14 protein-coding genes are annotated in these 17,574 nt (G+C 65.5%); 8 read left to right on the top strand and 6 right to left on the bottom strand.

Annotated elements, in window-relative coordinates:
• Nucleotides 1-285: 285 nt before the first annotated feature.
• From lpxC to ligA, 4 genes are all read left to right on the top strand, one after another.
• Nucleotides 286-1,248: a UDP-3-O-acyl-N-acetylglucosamine deacetylase gene (gene lpxC / locus ACE10X_RS32325; protein WP_038388194.1), complete on the top strand. Its 963-nt coding sequence runs from the start codon at nucleotides 286-288 to the stop codon at nucleotides 1,246-1,248.
• 259 nt (nucleotides 1,249-1,507) lie between these two features.
• Entirely contained in the window at nucleotides 1,508-2,416 is a 909-nt protein-coding gene (locus ACE10X_RS32320; RefSeq protein WP_038388195.1) for an outer membrane protein assembly factor BamD, read from the top strand.
• A gap of 13 nt (nucleotides 2,417-2,429) precedes the next feature.
• The gene (recN, locus tag ACE10X_RS32315) at nucleotides 2,430-4,100 is read left to right on the top strand and encodes a DNA repair protein RecN (protein ID WP_304557613.1); all 1,671 of its coding nucleotides are present in this window, start codon (nucleotides 2,430-2,432) and stop codon (nucleotides 4,098-4,100) included.
• A 7-nt stretch (nucleotides 4,101-4,107) separates the two neighbouring features.
• Complete coding sequence (ligA, locus tag ACE10X_RS32310; protein WP_038388198.1) at nucleotides 4,108-6,255, top strand: NAD-dependent DNA ligase LigA; 2,148 nt, start codon at nucleotides 4,108-4,110, stop codon at nucleotides 6,253-6,255.
• Between the two features lie 155 nt (nucleotides 6,256-6,410).
• Here the strand turns inward: ligA and ACE10X_RS32305 are convergent, their stop codons facing one another.
• Both ACE10X_RS32305 and ACE10X_RS32300 read right to left on the bottom strand, forming a co-directional pair.
• Nucleotides 6,411-7,688 (bottom strand): multidrug effflux MFS transporter, encoded by a 1,278-nt coding sequence (locus tag ACE10X_RS32305; RefSeq protein ID WP_038388199.1) that lies wholly within the window; start codon nucleotides 7,686-7,688, stop codon nucleotides 6,411-6,413.
• Between the two features lie 293 nt (nucleotides 7,689-7,981).
• Nucleotides 7,982-9,811, bottom strand: a complete 1,830-nt coding sequence (locus tag ACE10X_RS32300; protein ID WP_038388205.1) for an aminopeptidase P family protein — start codon at nucleotides 9,809-9,811, stop codon at nucleotides 7,982-7,984.
• A 191-nt stretch (nucleotides 9,812-10,002) separates the two neighbouring features.
• Here ACE10X_RS32300 and ACE10X_RS32295 point away from each other — a divergent pair, with 191 nt between their 5' ends.
• Entirely contained in the window at nucleotides 10,003-10,188 is a 186-nt protein-coding gene (locus ACE10X_RS32295) for a hypothetical protein (protein WP_038388200.1), read from the top strand.
• An 18-nt stretch (nucleotides 10,189-10,206) separates the two neighbouring features.
• On the opposite strand, the gene ACE10X_RS32290 is transcribed toward ACE10X_RS32295, so the two are convergent.
• Both ACE10X_RS32290 and ACE10X_RS32285 read right to left on the bottom strand, forming a co-directional pair.
• A complete protein-coding gene (locus ACE10X_RS32290; RefSeq protein WP_038388201.1) occupies nucleotides 10,207-10,713 on the bottom strand; it encodes a hypothetical protein in 507 nt (168 codons plus the stop codon).
• Nucleotides 10,710-11,594 carry a 50S ribosomal protein L11 methyltransferase gene (locus tag ACE10X_RS32285; RefSeq protein WP_038388202.1) on the bottom strand — a complete coding sequence of 295 codons (885 nt, stop codon included), beginning with the start codon at nucleotides 11,592-11,594 and terminating at the stop codon, nucleotides 10,710-10,712. Before ACE10X_RS32285 ends, ACE10X_RS32290 begins: the two co-directional genes overlap by 4 nt.
• Nucleotides 11,595-11,764: 170 nt before the next feature.
• Between ACE10X_RS32285 and ACE10X_RS32280 the strand changes: the two genes are divergently transcribed.
• Nucleotides 11,765-11,929 carry a Flp family type IVb pilin gene (locus tag ACE10X_RS32280; protein ID WP_016841571.1) on the top strand — a complete coding sequence of 55 codons (165 nt, stop codon included), beginning with the start codon at nucleotides 11,765-11,767 and terminating at the stop codon, nucleotides 11,927-11,929.
• Nucleotides 11,930-12,192: 263 nt separating this feature from the next.
• Here the strand turns inward: ACE10X_RS32280 and ACE10X_RS32275 are convergent, their stop codons facing one another.
• Nucleotides 12,193-13,794 carry a phytoene desaturase family protein gene (locus tag ACE10X_RS32275; protein ID WP_375763383.1) on the bottom strand — a complete coding sequence of 534 codons (1,602 nt, stop codon included), beginning with the start codon at nucleotides 13,792-13,794 and terminating at the stop codon, nucleotides 12,193-12,195.
• Nucleotides 13,795-13,973: 179 nt separating this feature from the next.
• Here ACE10X_RS32275 and ACE10X_RS32270 point away from each other — a divergent pair, with 179 nt between their 5' ends.
• Nucleotides 13,974-16,238, top strand: a complete 2,265-nt coding sequence (locus ACE10X_RS32270; RefSeq protein WP_375763382.1) for a spermidine synthase — start codon at nucleotides 13,974-13,976, stop codon at nucleotides 16,236-16,238.
• Between the two features lie 46 nt (nucleotides 16,239-16,284).
• Here the strand turns inward: ACE10X_RS32270 and ACE10X_RS32265 are convergent, their stop codons facing one another.
• Nucleotides 16,285-16,872 carry a TetR/AcrR family transcriptional regulator gene (locus ACE10X_RS32265; protein WP_085970814.1) on the bottom strand — a complete coding sequence of 196 codons (588 nt, stop codon included), beginning with the start codon at nucleotides 16,870-16,872 and terminating at the stop codon, nucleotides 16,285-16,287.
• A gap of 134 nt (nucleotides 16,873-17,006) precedes the next feature.
• On the opposite strand from ACE10X_RS32265, the gene ACE10X_RS32260 reads away from it, so the two are divergent.
• Nucleotides 17,007-17,564 (top strand): DUF308 domain-containing protein, encoded by a 558-nt coding sequence (locus ACE10X_RS32260; RefSeq protein ID WP_375763381.1) that lies wholly within the window; start codon nucleotides 17,007-17,009, stop codon nucleotides 17,562-17,564.
• Nucleotides 17,565-17,574: the final 10 nt, after the last annotated feature.

The raw sequence follows: 17,574 nt of genomic DNA, 5'->3' as shown, positions 1-17,574 counted from the left end.
GCGGGCGGGCGATTGCGCCGGATAAACAAGCAACTGATTTTAAATGATTAATTATTCTTTCGGTGGTCAGATAACGCGTCGCCGAGGACCGTTTTCGCTGCCGCAATTTGGTTAACCTTGGGCGTGAATGCGGCGGAGATGGGGTAACAATCGGTAAAGAAGCGTGAGTTGGCGCGGTTTAGGGCTGTGACTATGGTCTGCCGTGACTTGGGGAGCTCAAGCGAGTCGGCCTTGGGGAAATTTGGCCACTTGAATTGAGTGAAGTCGGGTAGTGGGCATTATCGAATGAAGTTCAGCCGTCAAACAACGCTTCGGTCGCAAGCCACCGTGACTGGCGTAGGCGTTCATTCCGGTCTTCCTGTCAGTCTCACCATGGGACCTGCACCTGTTGATGCGGGTTTTATTTTTGTCCGCACCGGTCTCGACGGTTCCGACCGCGAAGTCGTGGCCACCGCCGATGCGGTGATCGCGACCGAGTTCGCGACGGTGCTGGGTGACCGCGAAGGGCCGCTGGTTTCCACCGCCGAGCACGTGCTCGCGGCGCTGCGCGGCATGGGCGTCGACAACGCTACCATCGAAGTCGACGGCGCCGAAGTTCCGATCATGGACGGCAGCGCTGCGGCGTTCGTCGCGGCCATCGATCAGGCCGGCATTGTGACCCAGCCCGGCGTCCGCCGCTTTATCCAGGTTTTGAAGCCGGTGCAGGTCAAGATCGGCGAATCGGTTGGCGAGCTGCGTCCGTTCGCCGGCGGGTTCCGCACCGAAGTCGAGATCGATTTCACCAACCAGGTGATTGGCCGCCAGACCTTCACCTTCGATCTGTCGCCGGAAGCTTTCCGCCGCGAGGTCGCACGGGCCCGCACGTTCGGCTGCATGAGCGACGTGGCGAGGCTGTGGGGTGCAGGCTTCGCGCTCGGCGCGTCCTTTGACAACACCGTGGTGTTCGACGAGGCGCGTCTCCTCAACGCCGAGGGCCTGCGCTACGCGGACGAATGCGCCCGCCACAAGGTGCTCGACGTGATCGGCGATCTGGCGCTGGCCGGCCTGCCGCTGCTCGGCAGCTACCGTTCGGTACGGGGCGGCCACAAGCTCAACAACGCGGTGCTGAAGGCGCTGCTCGCCGACCGCAGCGCTTGGCGAGTGGTCGAATCGGAGACGGCTCGGCGGCCGGCCCGTGGCCATGTCGAAGCCGGTGCAGGCACCGTGGGCGGCCTCGTCGCCCCGGCCTACGGCCCGGACGTGTCCTGATCGCCCAAGTCCTGATTGCCTAGCCGGTCGGGTCCAATTTCCGTAATAACCACAGTAGGCTGTGAGCTTCGCCGGGTCGCCTTATTCCCGGCGGAATGGCTCCGTATTCGGTTGGTCCACGGTCATTTTTCGGCTAAGCAGGCCTGCGGTTGCGAGTGACGGCGGCCAATGGCACTGGAAATATTGCATCCATGACCGCGGTTCATGGGTGGAGTGGGGTCGCCGTTAACCGCATCAAAGGCGTCAGGTTTTACAATTCATGTCGGCAATGCGTATGGCGCTCGAATCACGCAATTCTTCTGACATCTCCGGCCTGACCAAGGCCGCGCGCACGCTGCGTTTTGCCGCGGGCCTGATTGTGCTGGCCGTGCCGCTCAGCGGCTGCGGCACCGGCGCGCTGTGGGACAAGTTCATGGCCAAGGACGACACGTTCGTCGATGAGCCCGCGGACAAGCTCTACAATGAGGGCTTGTACATGATGAACGAGAAGAAGGACCTGAAGGCCGCCTCGAAGAAGTTCGAGGAAGTCGACCGTCAGCATCCCTATTCCGACTGGGCGCGCAAGTCGCTCTTGATGTCGGCCTATTCGTTCTACCAGGCGGGCGACTACGACAGCTGCATCGGCTCGGCCACCCGCTACGTCACGCTGCATCCCGGCAGCCCGGATGCGTCCTACGCCCAGTACCTGATCGCGGCATCGCATTTCGATCAGATCCCGGACATCTCGCGCGACCAGAGCCGTACCGAGAAGGCGATCGCGGCGCTCGAAGAGGTGGTCCGCAAATATCCGACCTCGGAATACGCCACCCAGGCCAAGTCCAAGATCCAGGCTGCGCGCGACCAGCTCGCCGGCAAGGAAATGGCGGTCGGGCGCTATTACATGGGCAAGCGCGACTTCACCGCCGCGATCAACCGCTTCAAGACCGTGGTCACGCAATACCAGACTACGCGCCACGTCGAGGAGGCGCTCTACCGCCTCACCGAGGCCTACATGGCGATCGGCATCGCCGGCGAGGCGCAGACCGCGGCCGCGGTGCTCGGCCACAATTTTCCAGACAGCCGCTGGTACAAGGACGCATATAATCTAGTAAAGTCCGGCGGTCTCGAGCCGAGCGAGAATCAGGGTTCCTGGATCAGCAGGACCTTCAAGAAGATAGGTCTCGGCTAGGAATTGTCCTCGCATGCTGGCGCGTCTGTCGATCCGTGACATCGTCCTGATCGAACGGCTCGATATCGAATTTTCCCGTGGCCTCGCGGTGCTGACCGGCGAGACCGGCGCAGGCAAATCCATCCTGCTCGATGCCTTTGCGCTGGCGCTCGGCGGCCGCGGCGATGCCGGACTGGTGCGCCACGGCGCCGAACAGGGGCAGGTCACCGCCATGTTCGATGTCCCGAAGGGGCATCCGGCGGCCGGGATCCTGGCCGAAAACGGCCTCGACGACACCGGTGAGATGATCCTGCGCCGCGTGCAACTCGCCGACGGCCGCACCCGGGCCTTCATCAACGATCAGGCGATCAGCGTGCAGACCCTGAAGGTGGTCGGCGCCGCGCTGGTCGAAATCCACGGCCAGCATGACGAGCGCGCGCTGGTCGATGCCTCCACCCATCGCCAGCTGCTCGATGCCTTCGCCGGACACGAGAAGGACGTCGCGGCGCTGGAAGCGCTGTGGGACATCAGGCGGACCGCCAATGCTGATCTCGACGAGCATCGCGCCGGCATGGAGCGCGCCGCGCGCGAGGCGGACTATCTGCGCCACGCCTCGCAGGAATTGAAGACGCTGGCGCCGAAGGAAGGCGAGGAGACCGAACTCGCGGGTCGCCGCACCACCATGATGCAGGGCGAGAAGATCGCAACCGATCTGCGCGAGGCGCAGGAGGCGATCGGCGGCTCGCATTCGCCGGTGGCGTCGCTGTCGGCCGCGGTCCGGCGGCTGGAGCGGCGCGCCGCCAATGCGCCCGCGCTGATCGAGCCCGCGGTCAAGGCGATCGACATTGCGATCAACGCGCTGGAAGAGGCCGACCAGCACCTCAACGCTGCGCTGGCGGCGACCGATTTCGATCCGGCCGAGCTCGAGCGCATCGAGGAGCGGCTGTTCGCGCTGCGCGCCGCCTCGCGTAAATATTCAACGCCGGTCGATCTGCTGGCCGCGCTGGCGGCGCAATATGCCGGCGACGTCGCGCTGATCGATGCCGGCGCCGACCAGCTGAAGAAGCTGGAAGCGGCCGCCGGTGAAGCCGACAAGCGCTATGCGGCGGCTGCCGCCAAACTGTCGGCGGCGCGCACCAAGGCGGCCGAGAAGCTCAACAAGGCCGTCAACGCCGAGCTCGCGCCGCTCAAGCTCGAGCGCGCGAAGTTCATGACCCAGGTCGAGAGCAACGCGGCCGCGCCGGGGCCGCAGGGCATCGATCGCGTCGAGTTCTGGGTGCAGACCAATCCGGGCACCAAGCCGGGGCCGATGATGAAGGTCGCCTCCGGCGGCGAGCTGTCGCGCTTCCTGCTGGCGCTCAAGGTCGTGCTGGCCGATCGCGGCTCGGCGCCGACTTTGGTGTTCGACGAAATCGACACCGGCGTCGGCGGCGCGGTGGCCGATGCGATCGGCTCGCGGCTGGCGCGCCTTGCCGGCAAGGTGCAGGTGATGGCGGTGACGCACGCGCCGCAGGTCGCGGCCCGCGCCAGCCAGCATCTCCTGATCTCCAAGGACGCGCTCGACAAGGGCAAGCGGGTCGCCACCCGCGTCAACGCGCTCGCCGCCGATCATCGCCGCGAAGAGATCGCGCGCATGCTGGCCGGCGCCGAGATCACCGCGGAGGCGAGGGCGGCCGCGGAACGGCTGCTCAGGGCGGCGAGTTAGTTCGCCGATGGCCACCAAAGCCAGGAAAGCGCTGGTCGACGTCGACAAGCTCACCAAGGCCCAGGCCAAGGTCGAGTTGATGCGCCTTGCGCTCGAGCTCGAAGGTCACGACAAGCGCTACTATCAGGACGACGCGCCGAGCGTCACCGATGCCGAATACGACGCGCTGCGGCAGCGCTACAATGCGATCGAGAAGCGCTTCCCTGAATTCGTCACCGCGGAATCGCCGTCGCAGAAGATCGGCGCCGCGCCGTCGGGGCGCTTCAGGAAGGTTCGCCATTCGCTGCCGATGCTGTCGCTCGACAACGCGTTTGCGGAAGCCGACGTGGTCGATTTCGTCGGACGCATCACGCGCTTCCTCAAGTTGCCGGATGACAAGATCGATTTCTCGGCCGAGCCGAAGATCGACGGGCTCTCGATGTCGCTGCGCTATGAGGGCGGCGAGCTCGTCACCGCGGCAACCCGCGGCGACGGCGCGGAGGGTGAGGACGTCACCGCCAACATCCGCACGCTCGAGGATGTGCCGCAGAAACTGAAGGGCCGAAACGTGCCCGACATCTGCGAGGTGCGCGGCGAGGTCTACATGACCAAGAAGGCGTTCCTTGCGCTCAACGAGCGGCAGAAGGCGGCCGGCGACACCATCTTCGCCAATCCGCGCAATTCGGCGGCCGGCTCGCTGCGGCAGAAGGATCCGACCATCACCGCCTCGCGGCCGCTCGGCTTCTTCGCCTATGCCTGGGGCGAGATGAGCGCCATGCCCGCGGACACCCAGACCGACATGATCCACTGGTTCGAGCGGTGCGGCTTCAAGACCAATCCGCTGACCAAATTGTGTCACTCGGTCGAGGAGCTGATCGCGTTCCACCGCAAGATCGAGGAGCAGCGCGCCGAGCTCGACTACGACATCGACGGCGTCGTCTACAAGGTCGATCGCATCGACTGGCAGGAGCGGCTCGGCTTCGTGTCGCGCACGCCGCGCTGGGCGATCGCGCACAAATTCCCGGCCGAGCGCGCCATGACGGTTTTGCGCGACATCGAGATCCAGGTCGGGCGCACCGGCTCATTCACGCCGGTCGGCAAGCTCGAGCCGGTCGGCGTCGGCGGCGTGATCGTGCAGAACGTCACGCTACACAATGAGGACTACATCAAGGGCATCGGCAACAAGGGCGAGGTGCTGCGCGAGGGACGCGACATCAGGATCGGCGACACCGTGGTGATCCAGCGCGCCGGCGACGTGATCCCGCAGGTCGTCGACGTCGTGATCGACAAGCGGCCGAAGAACGCGAAGGAATTCCACTTCCCGAAGAAATGCCCGTGCCCGCTGCACACCGATGTGGTGCGCGAGGAGACCGCGGCCGGCGAGGAGGGCTCGCGCGCCCGCTGCACCGGCGAGTTCGCCTGTCCGTTCCAGAAGGTCGAGCACCTCATTCTGTTCGTGTCGCGCCGCGCCTTCGACATCGACGGTCTCGGCGTGAAGCAGTTGCAATATTTCTTCGACGAGGGATGGGTCAAGGAGCCGGCTGATATCTTCACGCTGCAGAAGCGCAACGCGAAGCTGAAGCTGGAGGACATCGAAGGCTACGGCGAGACCTCGGTGCGCAATCTGTTCGCGGCGATCGACAGCCGCCGCAGGATCGGCCTGGAGCGCTTCATCTACGCGCTCGGCATGCGCCATGTCGGCGAGACCACCGCGCTGGCGCTGGCGCGCGGCTATGGCTCGTGGGACGCGTTCCACGATGCCTGCCTCAAGGTCGCCAAGGGCGACGAGGACGCGATGGCGGAGATGGATGCGCTCGACCAGATCGGCGACACCGTGATCAAGAGCATCGCGGACTATTTCGGCGAGAGCCACAATCGCGGCATCGTCGAGAGGCTGACCGGGGAGCTCGACGAGATCATCGACGCCGAGAAGCCGAAGAGCAATTCGGCGGTGGCTGGCAAGACCGTGGTGTTCACCGGATCGCTCGAAAAGATGACGCGCGACGAGGCCAAGGCGACGGCCGAACGGTTGGGCGCCAAGGCGGCCGGCTCGGTGTCGAAGAAGACCGACTATGTCGTCGCGGGGCCGGGCGCCGGCTCGAAGCTTGCCGAAGCGCAGAAGCACGGCGTCCAGGTACTCACCGAGGACGAGTGGCTCAAGCTGATCGGGGAGTAGGGGCGCAGCGGCGCCGCGTGCTCCACTGTCGTCCTCCGCGACAGCGGGGGACCCAGTATTCCAGAGACAGTCATTGTTGAGCGGATGGGCCGCGGCGTGCTGGATCCCCGCATGCGCGGGGATGACGAGTTGAGGTGTGGCGCCAGCGCCGCGCCTCACATCATCCCCTGCTCATCCTCCTCGGCCTGCGCGATCAGCTCTTCGCTCACCAGCACCTGCCGCCGCGGCACGACGAAGATCATGGTGCAGGCGCAGGCGATCGAGATCGCGAAGATCGCCGCGGTCAGCGGCAGCGTCGTGGTGGAGTGGCCGCCGAGATAGGCGCCGAATTGCGAGATCAGCGCGCCGATGCCCTGCTGCAGGAAGCCCATGGCGCCCGAGGCGGTGCCGGCGGCCTCGGGCCGGATGCTGATGGCGCCGGCGGCGGAATTGGCCATCACGAAGGCGTTGGCGATCATCACGATCATCTGGGTGCCGAACAACCAGAGCGGCGCCTGGTTTACTCCAGTAAAACTCCAGACCAGGTTCAACAGGCTGCCGCCGACCTGCAGGGCGAGGCCGAACCAGATCAGTTTCTCCAGCGAGTGCCGCGGCGCGAAGCGCACGCACAGGAGATTGCCGACGAAGTAGCCGAACCCCGTCATCGCGAACCACGCGCCATACTCGGCACTGGTCCGGCCCATCTGGGTCACCACGATGTAGGGGCCGCCGCCAGCGAAGGCGAAGATGATCTGCGACGCCAGCACCTGACACAGCAGATAGCCGACGAAGGCGCGGCTCGTCATCAGCTTGCCGAGGTCGCCACGAAAGCTGGAGCTGTCGGCGCGGTCGCGGCGGGTTTCCGGCAGCGCCAGCGCGATGAAGATCGTGGTGCTCAGCGACGCGGCGGTGATGAGATAGAGGATCGCGCGCCAGCCGAATGTGGTCTCCAGCAGACCGCCGGTCAGCGGGCTCACCATCTGCGCGATCATCAGCGCGGCGACGACGAGGCTGATCATGGCGCCGACCCGCTCGCGCGGATAGAGGTCGCGGATGATGGCACGGCTGATCACCATGCCGCTGGCGCCGCCGAGCGCCTGGAAGAAGCGCGCCGCGATCAGTTGCGGAAGGGTCTCGGCGAACACCGAGCCGACACCGGCAACGACCATCAGGCCGAGGCCCGCGAGCAGCACCGGCCGGCGGCCGAACCTGTCGGAGAGCGGCCCCATGATCAGCTGTGAAAGCGCGATGCCGACCATGTAGAGCGACACGGTCATCTGCGCGACCCCGATGTCGCGGCCGAAGGTGGTCGCCAGCACCGGTAGCGCCGGCACCAGCATGTAGAGCGAGATCGGCGCCACGCCCGTCATCACGACGAGCATCAGCAGCATGACCTTCGATGTCGCGATGTTGTCTTTGGCCGCGCCGGGCGGCTTGCCCATCACGCCGTGCATTCAGGTCCGATCCAGCATTGTGGAAAGACTGTAGCGTGCCCGTCCGCGCGGAATACGGGCGTTTCGGCATACGCCCATGCGATTTCAGGAGACGCTAGCTACGATGTTTCGTCTCGCGCAATAACCACACTGTCGTCAGCCGCGAATTCCGCTGTCGTCCTCCGCGAAAGCGGGGGACCCAGTATTCCAGAGGCAGGCGTATTTGAATTGATAGGCCGCGGCGTACTGGATCCCCCGCTTTCGCGGGGGATGACAGCGAGTACGAGGAGAGGATGACGGTAAACTCGGCGACGCTACCTCAACGCCGCCGTCGCCTCGTCCAGCCACAGCTTCGTTGCGTTGTCGTCGAGATGCGGGCGCACCACCTGCGCGACGCGGGCGTGATAGTCGTTGAGCCAGGCCAGTTCGTCCGGGCTCAGCATGCTGACCTCGATCAGGCGGCGATCGATCGGCGCCAGCGTCAGCGTCTCGAATGCGTTGACCGGCTTCTCGGCGCCGGCAATGTCGGTGCCGATCACGAGCTCGAGGTTCTCGATCCGGATGCCGTAGGCGTCGGTCTTGTAGTAGCCGGGCTCGTTGGACAGGATCATGCCACGCTTCAGCGGCGTGGTGCCGAGCTTGGAAATCCGCGCCGGCCCTTCATGGACGCTGAGATAGCTGCCGACACCGTGGCCGGTGCCGTGCTCGAAATCGATCCCGGCCTGCCAGAGATATTGCCGCGCCAGCGTGTCGAGCTGCGCGCCGGTGGTGCCGTCGGGGAAGATCGCGCGGGCGATCGCGATATGGCCGCGCAGCACGCGGGTGAAGCGGTCGCGCATCTCGTCGGTCGGCTTGCCGACAGCGACGGTGCGGGTGACGTCGGTGGTGCCGTCCTCATATTGCGCGCCGGAATCGATCAGCAGAAGGTCGCCGGGTTCGATGCGGCGGTTGCTCTTGCGCGTCACGCGGTAGTGCACGATGGCGCCGTTCGGCCCGGTGCCGGCGATGGTCGGGAAGGAGACGTCCTTCAGCGCGCCGGTCTGGCGGCGGAACGTCTCCAGCGCCTCGACCGTGTCGATCTCGGTGAGGCTGCCGGAGGGCGCCTCGCGGTCGATCCAGGCGAGGAAACGCACCAGCGCCACCGCGTCGCGCTGATGCGCCGTGCGCGTGCCCTCGATCTCGGTGATGTTCTTGACCGCCTTCAACAGGCTCACGGGATCGCTGCCGCGCACCGGCTTGCCGCCGGCACCCGCGATCAGGCGGCTCAAGGCGTCGGCCGCGGTCGCGCTGTCGAGCGCGATCGAGGCGCCGCGCCTGGCGAGCTCGGTGAGTTTTGCCGCCAGCGCCGCCGGCTGCTCGACATCGGCCGATTGCTCGAGATGGTCGCGCGTCGAGTTGGACAGCTTGCGCTGATCGATGAACACCAGCGGCCGGCCTTCCTTCGGCACCAGCGCGTAGGACAGCGGCAGCGGCGTATGCGAGACGTCGGCGCCGCGGATGTTGAAGGTCCAGGCCACCGCGTGGCTGTCGGACAGCACCAGCGCGTCGACGCCGAGCCTGTTGATCTCGAGCCGGATGCGCTTGAGCTTCTCGGCTTCGATCTCCCCGGAAAACTGCGCGCCGTGGATCGTGACCGGGCCGAGCGGCGGTGCCGGCCGCTCGTGCCAGATCGCATCGACCGGATTGCTGTCGACGGCGATCAGTTCCGCGCCGGCCTTGGTGCAGGCCGCTGCCAGCCGTTCGGCTGCCGCAGAAGTGTGCAGCCAGGGGTCAAATCCCAGGCGGTCGCCGGCCGCCAGATGCCGGGTCAGCCAATGCTCCGGCGGCGGCTCGACCAGCGGTTCGACCTGCCAGGCCTTGCGGTCGACCTGCTTGCCGGCCTGCAGCGTGTAGCGGCCGTCGACGAACAGGGCCGCTTCCTTGCTCAGCACGATCGCGAGCCCGGCCGATCCGGTGAAGCCGGTCAGCCAGGCGAGCCGCTCCTCGGAGGCCGCGACATATTCATTCTGCTGCTGGTCGGCGCGCGGAATCACGAACCCGGTCAGCTTGCGCCGCGCCAGTTCCTCGCGCAGCGCGCTCAAGCGTGCGGTCAGCGCCACGCCGCCTTCGGGCTCTTCGAACGTCTGGAAATGGGCTTCGAACATCGCCGTCGTACTCTCTTCGGATGGAAGGATGACCTTCGCGCGAGCGCGGTCAAGCACGACCATATTTTTGGCATAACTTATGCTTGAATATGGCATAGTGGAATTGACCGGACGATGTCCACTGCACGTCAACGGTCAAGCGTATGGGGAGTGTCCAGGAGTGTCTCAACTCAACGGTGAGGAGATGCATGATGCCTGCATTCACGTTTGAGAAGATCTCGCCGCCGGTCCGCCGCGGCCCGATTGCGCCGGTCGAGCAGAAGCGGCGCGGCGTCATCGTCCAGATGCTGGACCGTCTTGTCGAGGCGCGGGCCAGGCGTGCGGCCGGTCAGGACAAGGTCGAGACCATCCGTAACGATTCTCCAGCGCCCGAATAGCCAATCCACGGATCGCGGCTACCGTTCCAGGTCCGACGCCTTCGCCACAGTCACATTGACGACCTTGCCGTCCTCGAGTTCGCGCACGATCCGCTCATCGGGGCCGACGATGCCGAGATCGAATTCGCGATCGGCCGTCAGCAGCGTCATGCGCTGGCCGGCGATCACGACGACGGTCATGTCGAGCGTCTCGCCGGAGATCGCCCATTCCCCGAGCTCGTTGCGAAACGGCTCCCTGCGCCAGGCGTCGGGGAAGCCCGGATCGCATCTGACCTCAAGACCATCTTCGGACGTGGTCAGGACGAGCTTCGACCTGGAAGGCTTCCAGTGCTCCTCCAGCAGCTCGTTCGCCAGCCAGACGCAGCTGAATGAGCGGCATTCCGCCGGCCGGCCCGGATAGGTCCGGCAGCCGCGCCCCGGCTCGCAATGCGGGCACCACGTATTGGCGGGCTTTGCCAGTTCCTCGATCGCCATCACCTTGCAGCAGAGCGTGCAGTCGCCGCACTGTCTGCCGGTTGTGGTCACTTCACGAAACGCAGCAGCAGGCTGCTCCAGCCCTCGATCTTCAGATGCCGCAGCGGCACCAGCCCGCGGGCGCGGTAGGCGGCGATGACCGCCGGCGCCTGGTGCGTGAGCAGGCCCGAGAGAATGACCTGCGCCGACGAGGCAAGGTGGCGCGCCATCGGACCGGCCAGTTGCCGCAGCGGATTGGCGAGGATGTTGGCGAGCACCAGGTCGAACGGACCGTCCTCGGCAAAGCGCGGTGCGGCAAAGCCGGTGGCGGGAATCACGTCCACCAGATCGCCTGTGCCGTTCAGCCGGGCATTCTCCTCGGCGACACGGACCGACGGCGGGTCGATATCGCTCGCCAGCACCTTGCCGTGCAGCGCCTTGGCGGCGGCGATCGCCAGCACGCCGGTCCCGGTGCCGAGATCCAGCACGCGGCGGGGCTGATACGCCTTCAGCACGTGGTCGAGCAGCAGCAGGCAGCCGCGCGTGGTACCGTGATGGCCGGTGCCGAAGGCCAGCGCCGCCTCGATCTCGATCCCGAGCTTGTTGGGCGGTATCCGGTGCCGGTCATGCTGGCCGTGGACGATGAAGCGGCCGGCCGCGACCGGGACGAGGTCCTCCAGGCTGGCCTTGACCCAGTCCTTGGCCTCCACGGTATCAAAAACTAAAGTCGATGCGACATCTTGCCGCGCCACCTGGCCAACCAGCTCGCGGAGTAAATTTTGGTCCGGCGGCTCGGCAAAATGGACGGTGACGTCCCAGCGGCCATCCGGCCGCTCGAAGGCGGCAAACGCCGCCTGATCCTCGAAAAACAGCTCGGAAAGCGCGTCTACCACGCGCTTTGCGGTCGATTCATCTGGAAGGGTGACGCTAGCGCGGTGTGTGGACGGGGTCATCGGAGGCCGGTAGCGCGGTTTTTGTTAAAATTTCAAGCCGGATTCAATCGAATATCGCGAGAATTGAGAGGTTCCCGGTTCAGACAACCTTAGATGTTGCCGTACTAGTACGGTGGCGGAACTGGGAACACCCTTCGTTCCAAGGCATCACAACCAAGGGCAGGGCTGCAATGAAGGCTTTTATCGTTAAGTTTTTGCGGAATGAATCCGGCGCGACCGCCATCGAATACGGACTGATCGCGACCGGTATCGCCATCGCCATCATCGCTGCGGTGAATGGCGTCGGCACGGCACTGAGCGGGACCTTCAACTCGATCAGCGGCTCGCTGAAGTAATCTCTCGAACGGCGTTCTCAGGGAAGCACCGGGCGACATGTCGCCCGGTGTTTTCTTTTTGACCGGTTGTCCACAGAGCCACGCGCAGCTTGTCGACAAGACATCAACTGCGTTCTTCCGGGATTGTCAGCGTCCATCGCACAGCCGGTCCACAGCGGCGTCCACCGGTTATCCCGTGTCGAGACAAGGTCTCTGTCCACCGCAGACCCACAGCTTCTCAACACATCCGTCCACAGCTTGTCCCGCGGCGCGTGGTGCGTCGCCTACGAGAACAGCGCGCGATGGTCGGCCAAGATCGCCCGCGCGGCGTTGTGGCCGGGGGCGCCGGTGACGCCGCCGCCGGGATGGGCGCCGGAGCCGCAATGGTAGAGGCCCTTCAGAGGTCCGCGATAGTCGGCATGGCCGAGCATCGGCCGCGCCGAGAACAATTGGTTCAAAGTCAGCGCGCCGTGAAAGATGTCGCCGCCGAGCAGGCCGAACTGCCGCTCGAGGTCGAGCGGCGACAGGACCTGGCGGCCGATCACGCTGCCTGCGAAGCCGGGGGCGTAGTGGTCGACGGTTGCGATCATCAGGTCGGCGACCTCATCGCGATGATCGTCCCACGATCTGCCGTCGGGCAGTTGCGGCGCGACGTGCTGGCAGAACAGGCTCGCGACATGCTGGCCCGGCGGGCTCAGGCTGTCGTCGAGTGTCGAGGGGATCAGTACCTCGACGACCGGCGCGCGGCTCCAGCCGAATTCGCGCGCATCGTGCCAGGCGCGATCCATGTAGCCGAGGCTCGGGGCGATGATGATGCCCGCCGTGAGGTGATCCCCTAGGCCCGGCAACGCGGTGAACGAGGGCAGGGCGCTGAGCGCCACATTCATCCTGAACGTGCCGGACCCGTTCTGCCATCGTGAGATGCGCGCGCGAAACTCGGGTGCCAATGCGCCTTCCGGCACCAGGCGCGTGTACAGCAGCTTCGGATTGACGTTCGAGATGACGTATTTGGCGCGCACGGTCTTGTCATTGTCGAGGACGACGCCGACGGCGCGCTCCTTCTCGACGATCACCTCGCGGACGGGCGCATCGGTTTCGATCTCGACGCCATGGCTGCGCGCGGCACGCGCCATCGCCTGGGTGATCGCACCCATGCCGCCGATCGCGTGGCCCCAGACGCCCTTCTTGCCGTTCACCTCGCCGAACGCATGATGCAGCATCACATAGGCCGAGCCCGCCGCGTAGGGGCTGGCATAGTTGCCGACGATGGCATCGAAGCCGAACAGCGCCTTGACGAGGTCGTTCTCGAAGCGTTCGTCGAGCATCTCGCCGGCCGATCGCGTGAACAGGTCGAGCAGATTGCGCTGCTGTTCCAGCGACAGCCGGCGCAGGATGTTGGCGGTGCCGAGCGCGTTGATGGTTTCGCTGACCGCGGCGATACCAAAGCCCTCGACGACGTTCGGCGGCGCGCGCAGCACGAATTGCCGCAGCACGTCGGCGATGGCTTCGAGTTCCCCTGAGAACACGTCGATTGCGGCCGCGTCCTGCCGGTTGAGTTTTGCGACCGACCCCCGGGTCCGGCCTTCGCCGGTCAAAAGATAGCTGCCGTCGGGCGCGGGAAGGAAGTTCTGCGCGCGCCGCTCGACGATCCGGAGGCCGTGATCGGCAAGTTTCAGGTCAGACATGATCTGCGGATTGAGCAGGCTCACCGTGTAGGCGGCGACGGAGTTGCGGAAGCCCGGGCAAAATTCTTCGGTGACCGCGGCGCCGCCGACCACCTTGCGGCGTTCCACGACCTTCACCCGCAGCCCGGCCATCGCAAGATAGGCCGCGCAGGTGAGGCCGTTGTGCCCCGCACCGATGATGACGACGTCAGTTTCGTTCATGTCCGCTTCAAGAAGCAGTGATTACAGCATGTGCTGTGGCGCCGCAGCGCCGCGTCGTCAAGTCCGCGTGACCGCCGTTTCTTGTCCGTGATAGTGCCGTATGCTCAACTGAAATCCTCCGGTGGGGTGCCACCGGACCGTCCGCCTCCGGCGCCCGCCGGGTCCATGCCGGAGCTTTCATGACGTCTGAGCCGACCGCCTCGCGCAGCCGGCTGGTGCTGGTTGTCTACACCGCCGCGATCTTCGTCAGCGCCCTGTTGCTGTTCTCGGTGCAACCGCTGTTCACCAAGATGGTGCTGCCGCGGCTCGGCGGCTCGCCGGCGGTGTGGTCGGTGGCGATGGTGTTCTTCCAGTCGCTGCTGCTCGGCGGCTACGCCTATGCGCATCTCCTGATGAAGCTGAACGGCCGCATCGTGCCGGTCGTGGTGCATCTGGTGCTGCTCGTCGTCGCGCTCGTGACCTTGCCGCTGGCGATCAGGAGCGGCTGGGGCGAGCCGCCGACGTCCGGCTATGCGGTCTGGCTGCTCGGCCTGTTCGCGGTTTCGATCGGCCTGCCGTTCTTCGCGCTCGCCGCCAACAATCCGTTGCTGCAGGCCTGGTTCGTGCGCACCGGCCACCCCAACGGCCCCGACCCGTATTTTCTCTACGCATCCTCGAACATCGGCAGCTTCCTGGCGCTCTTGTCCTATCCGGTGCTGCTCGAGCCGATGTTCACGCTGCGCACCCAGAACCTGATCTGGACCGGCGGCTATGGTCTCCTGATCGTGCTGATCGCGGGGTGCGGCGTGCTGCTGTTGCGGTCGCCGGCCAATGCCGCCGCACTCAACATGCAGGGCGATGACGCCAATGCGCCGGCGCCGTCCTGGCCGCTGCGGGCGCGCTGGATCTTCCTCGCCGCGGTGCCGTCCGGCCTCTTGATCGCGGTGACGGCGCATATCTCGACCGATGTTGCCGCCGCGCCCTTGCTGTGGGTGCTGCCGCTGTCGCTGTATCTCTTGACCTGGGTGCTGGTGTTCCAGTCGCGGCCGCTATTGCCGCACAAATGGATGCTGCTGGCGCAGCCGCTGGCGATTGCCGGCGTCGTGATCCTGCTTGCGGTCGGCGGCGAGCAGAACCTGCTGCTCACGCTCGGCGGCCATCAGCTCTGCTTCTTCATCATCGCGATGGCCTGTCATGGCGAGCTTGCGCGCACCCGCCCGGCGGCGAAATATCTCACCGGCTTCTACGTCGCGCTGTCGTTCGGCGGCATGGTCGGCGGCCTGTTCGCCGGGCTTATTGCGCCTTTTACTTTCTCGTGGGTCGCCGAATATCCGATCCTGCTGGCGCTCGCGGCGCTATGCCGCCCGCCCGGCGGCGCGGAGCGGCTGCCGCGCTGGAGCGCCTGGTACTGGCCGTTCCTCGCGGTGCTGGCGGTGGCGCTGATCGCGCCAAGCTATTCGGCCGGCGACATCTTCAACTGGTTCGACGTGCACCGGGTCTGGGTGATCGGTGCGGTCGGCGTGCTCTCGGCGTTGCTGGCGCTCGCGCTGAACGCCAATCGCTGGAAGATCTTCGCCACCGTCGTGGTCGCGTTGGTGGTGCTGCGCGCCTATCCATCCGACGACGGCCGCGTCGAAACCGTGCGCAGCTTCTTCGGCGTGCACAAGATCGTGGTGACGCCGAACGGGCAGTATCACGTGCTGATGCACGGCACCACGATCCATGGCGCCGAGAAGTTCAAGAACGATGACGGCACGCCGGTCGCCGGAACGCCCGAGCCGATCAGCTATTATCACAAGGACGGCGGCATCGGGCGGGCGATATCAGCGATCCGCGAGCGCAAGGGCGCGCCGCTGAAGGTGGCGGTGATCGGGCTAGGTTCGGGGACGCTGACCTGCGCGTCGGCCCCCGGCGAGGACTGGCGCTTCTTCGAGATCGACCAGTCGATGGTCGATACCGCGCGCGATCCGAAATACTTCACCTACATCCAGAACTGCGAGCCGAACCTCAAGCCCGTCATCGGCGACGCGCGGCTGACCTTCGCCAAGGAGCCGGACGGCGTCTACGATCTGATCATTGTCGACGCCTATTCGTCGGACGCGATCCCGATCCATCTCGCGACCGAGGAGGCGATGGCGATCTACAAGGAGAAGCTGGCCCCGCAGGGCGCGGTCGTGATGCACGTCTCCAACCGCCACCTCGAGCTTGCCAGCGTCGTGGTCGGCATCGCAGACGCCAACGACATGAAGAGCTGGGTCTACAGCGAGGATTCCGGCCGCGACAACGAGTACATCTTCTCGACCTCGGTCGTGGTCTCCGCGCGCGAGGAGGAGGACGTCGGCAAGCTCGCATCGTCTGATGTCTGGACCGAGACCGAAGCCGACGAGAAGCAGCGGGTCTGGACCGACGACTATTCGAACGTGCTGGGCGCGGTGTACCGCCGCCTGCGCGACGGCGAGCAGTAGGACCTGCAGGCCGAGCCAATCGCGGCGGCTTCCGCGCGATCATTCTCTAGCGATCGGCCACCAGCAGTCTGGCGAGCTGGGGCTTGACGATCGCGGCAAACATTCCGGGATCGTCGAAAGCCCTCGCCGAGAGCATTGCCCCATGAACCGATGCCATCAGCATCTGGGCCTCCTCGTGCGGCCGCTGGTCCAGCCGGAACAGATGCCGTTCCGCGCCGGCCTGCAGCACCGAGGTGAGCCATCCCGCAAGATGATGGAAATAGGCGCGGACGCGCGATGCGACCTCCTCCGGCAATATCGGCATCTCGCCGGCAAGCATCGCGCAGACGCAGAACGGCAGCGAGGCATCGCCGATGCACGCCCGCCAGAAGTTCACGTAAGCCCGCAGCTGGTCGGCCGGGCTTGCGAACTGCTCCTGAAGCGACTTCAGGCCCAGCTCGGTCTGCTGCCGGTAGCGATCCACCAGCGCCGAGACCAGCTCGGCCTTGGTCGGGAAGTGATGGTGGATGCTCGCCTTCCGGATGCCGATGGCATCCGAGATGTCGGCATAGCTGAACCCGTTATAGCCCCCGGCGACGACGAGGGGATGCGCGACGTCGAGAATTTTTTCAGAAGTCGAAATCATCACGTTCACGTCATGCCTACCTTCCAGTAGGTAAATTCCAGAGGCAAATCAAGGCTTTCCTCTCCTCATAGAACGTCGGAGGGCCAGATTGACTCGGATTTGTCATCTACCTACTAGTAGGAAGACAAACAAGGAGTCTGTCAATGCTAAGCCACCTTTCGACCCAATCCGCCTGGCTGCGATCCTATTATCTCGGGCGCGCCATCTTCTCGGTCGCCTGGGTCGCCGCCGCCGTTCTGTTCAGCGGCCAAGCCGGCCCCGCCGCGGTTCTGCTCGTGATCTACCCGGCGTGGGACGGCATCGCCAATCTGGCTGACGCCCGGGTCAACGGCGGCCTGAAGGCCAACCCGTCCCAGGCCCTGAATGTCGCGGTCAGCACGATTACGACGCTCGCCGTGATCGTGGCGCTCTGCCACAGCAGCTATGCCGTCCTGGCCGTGTTCGGGGTTTGGGCGATCCTCGCGGGCGTGCTGCAATTGTACACGGGCGTCAGGCGCTGGCGTCATTATGGCGCGCAATGGGCGATGATCCTGAGCGGCGCACAGTCGGCACTCGCCGGCGGCTACATGATCAGCCAGTCCATCGGCACCGTTGTGCCGACCATTCTCGATGTCGCTCCCTATGCGGGCTTTGGCGCGTTCTATTTCCTGCTTTCCGCAATCTGGCTCGTTGCCACCGGCTATCGCCACGCGCGCGCTTAGAGTCAAAGCA

The organism is Bradyrhizobium sp. Pha-3 (assembly GCF_042258325.1).
Lineage (GTDB): Bacteria > Pseudomonadota > Alphaproteobacteria > Rhizobiales > Xanthobacteraceae > Bradyrhizobium > Bradyrhizobium elkanii.
This window is presented reverse-complemented; position numbering and strand designations above follow the sequence as displayed.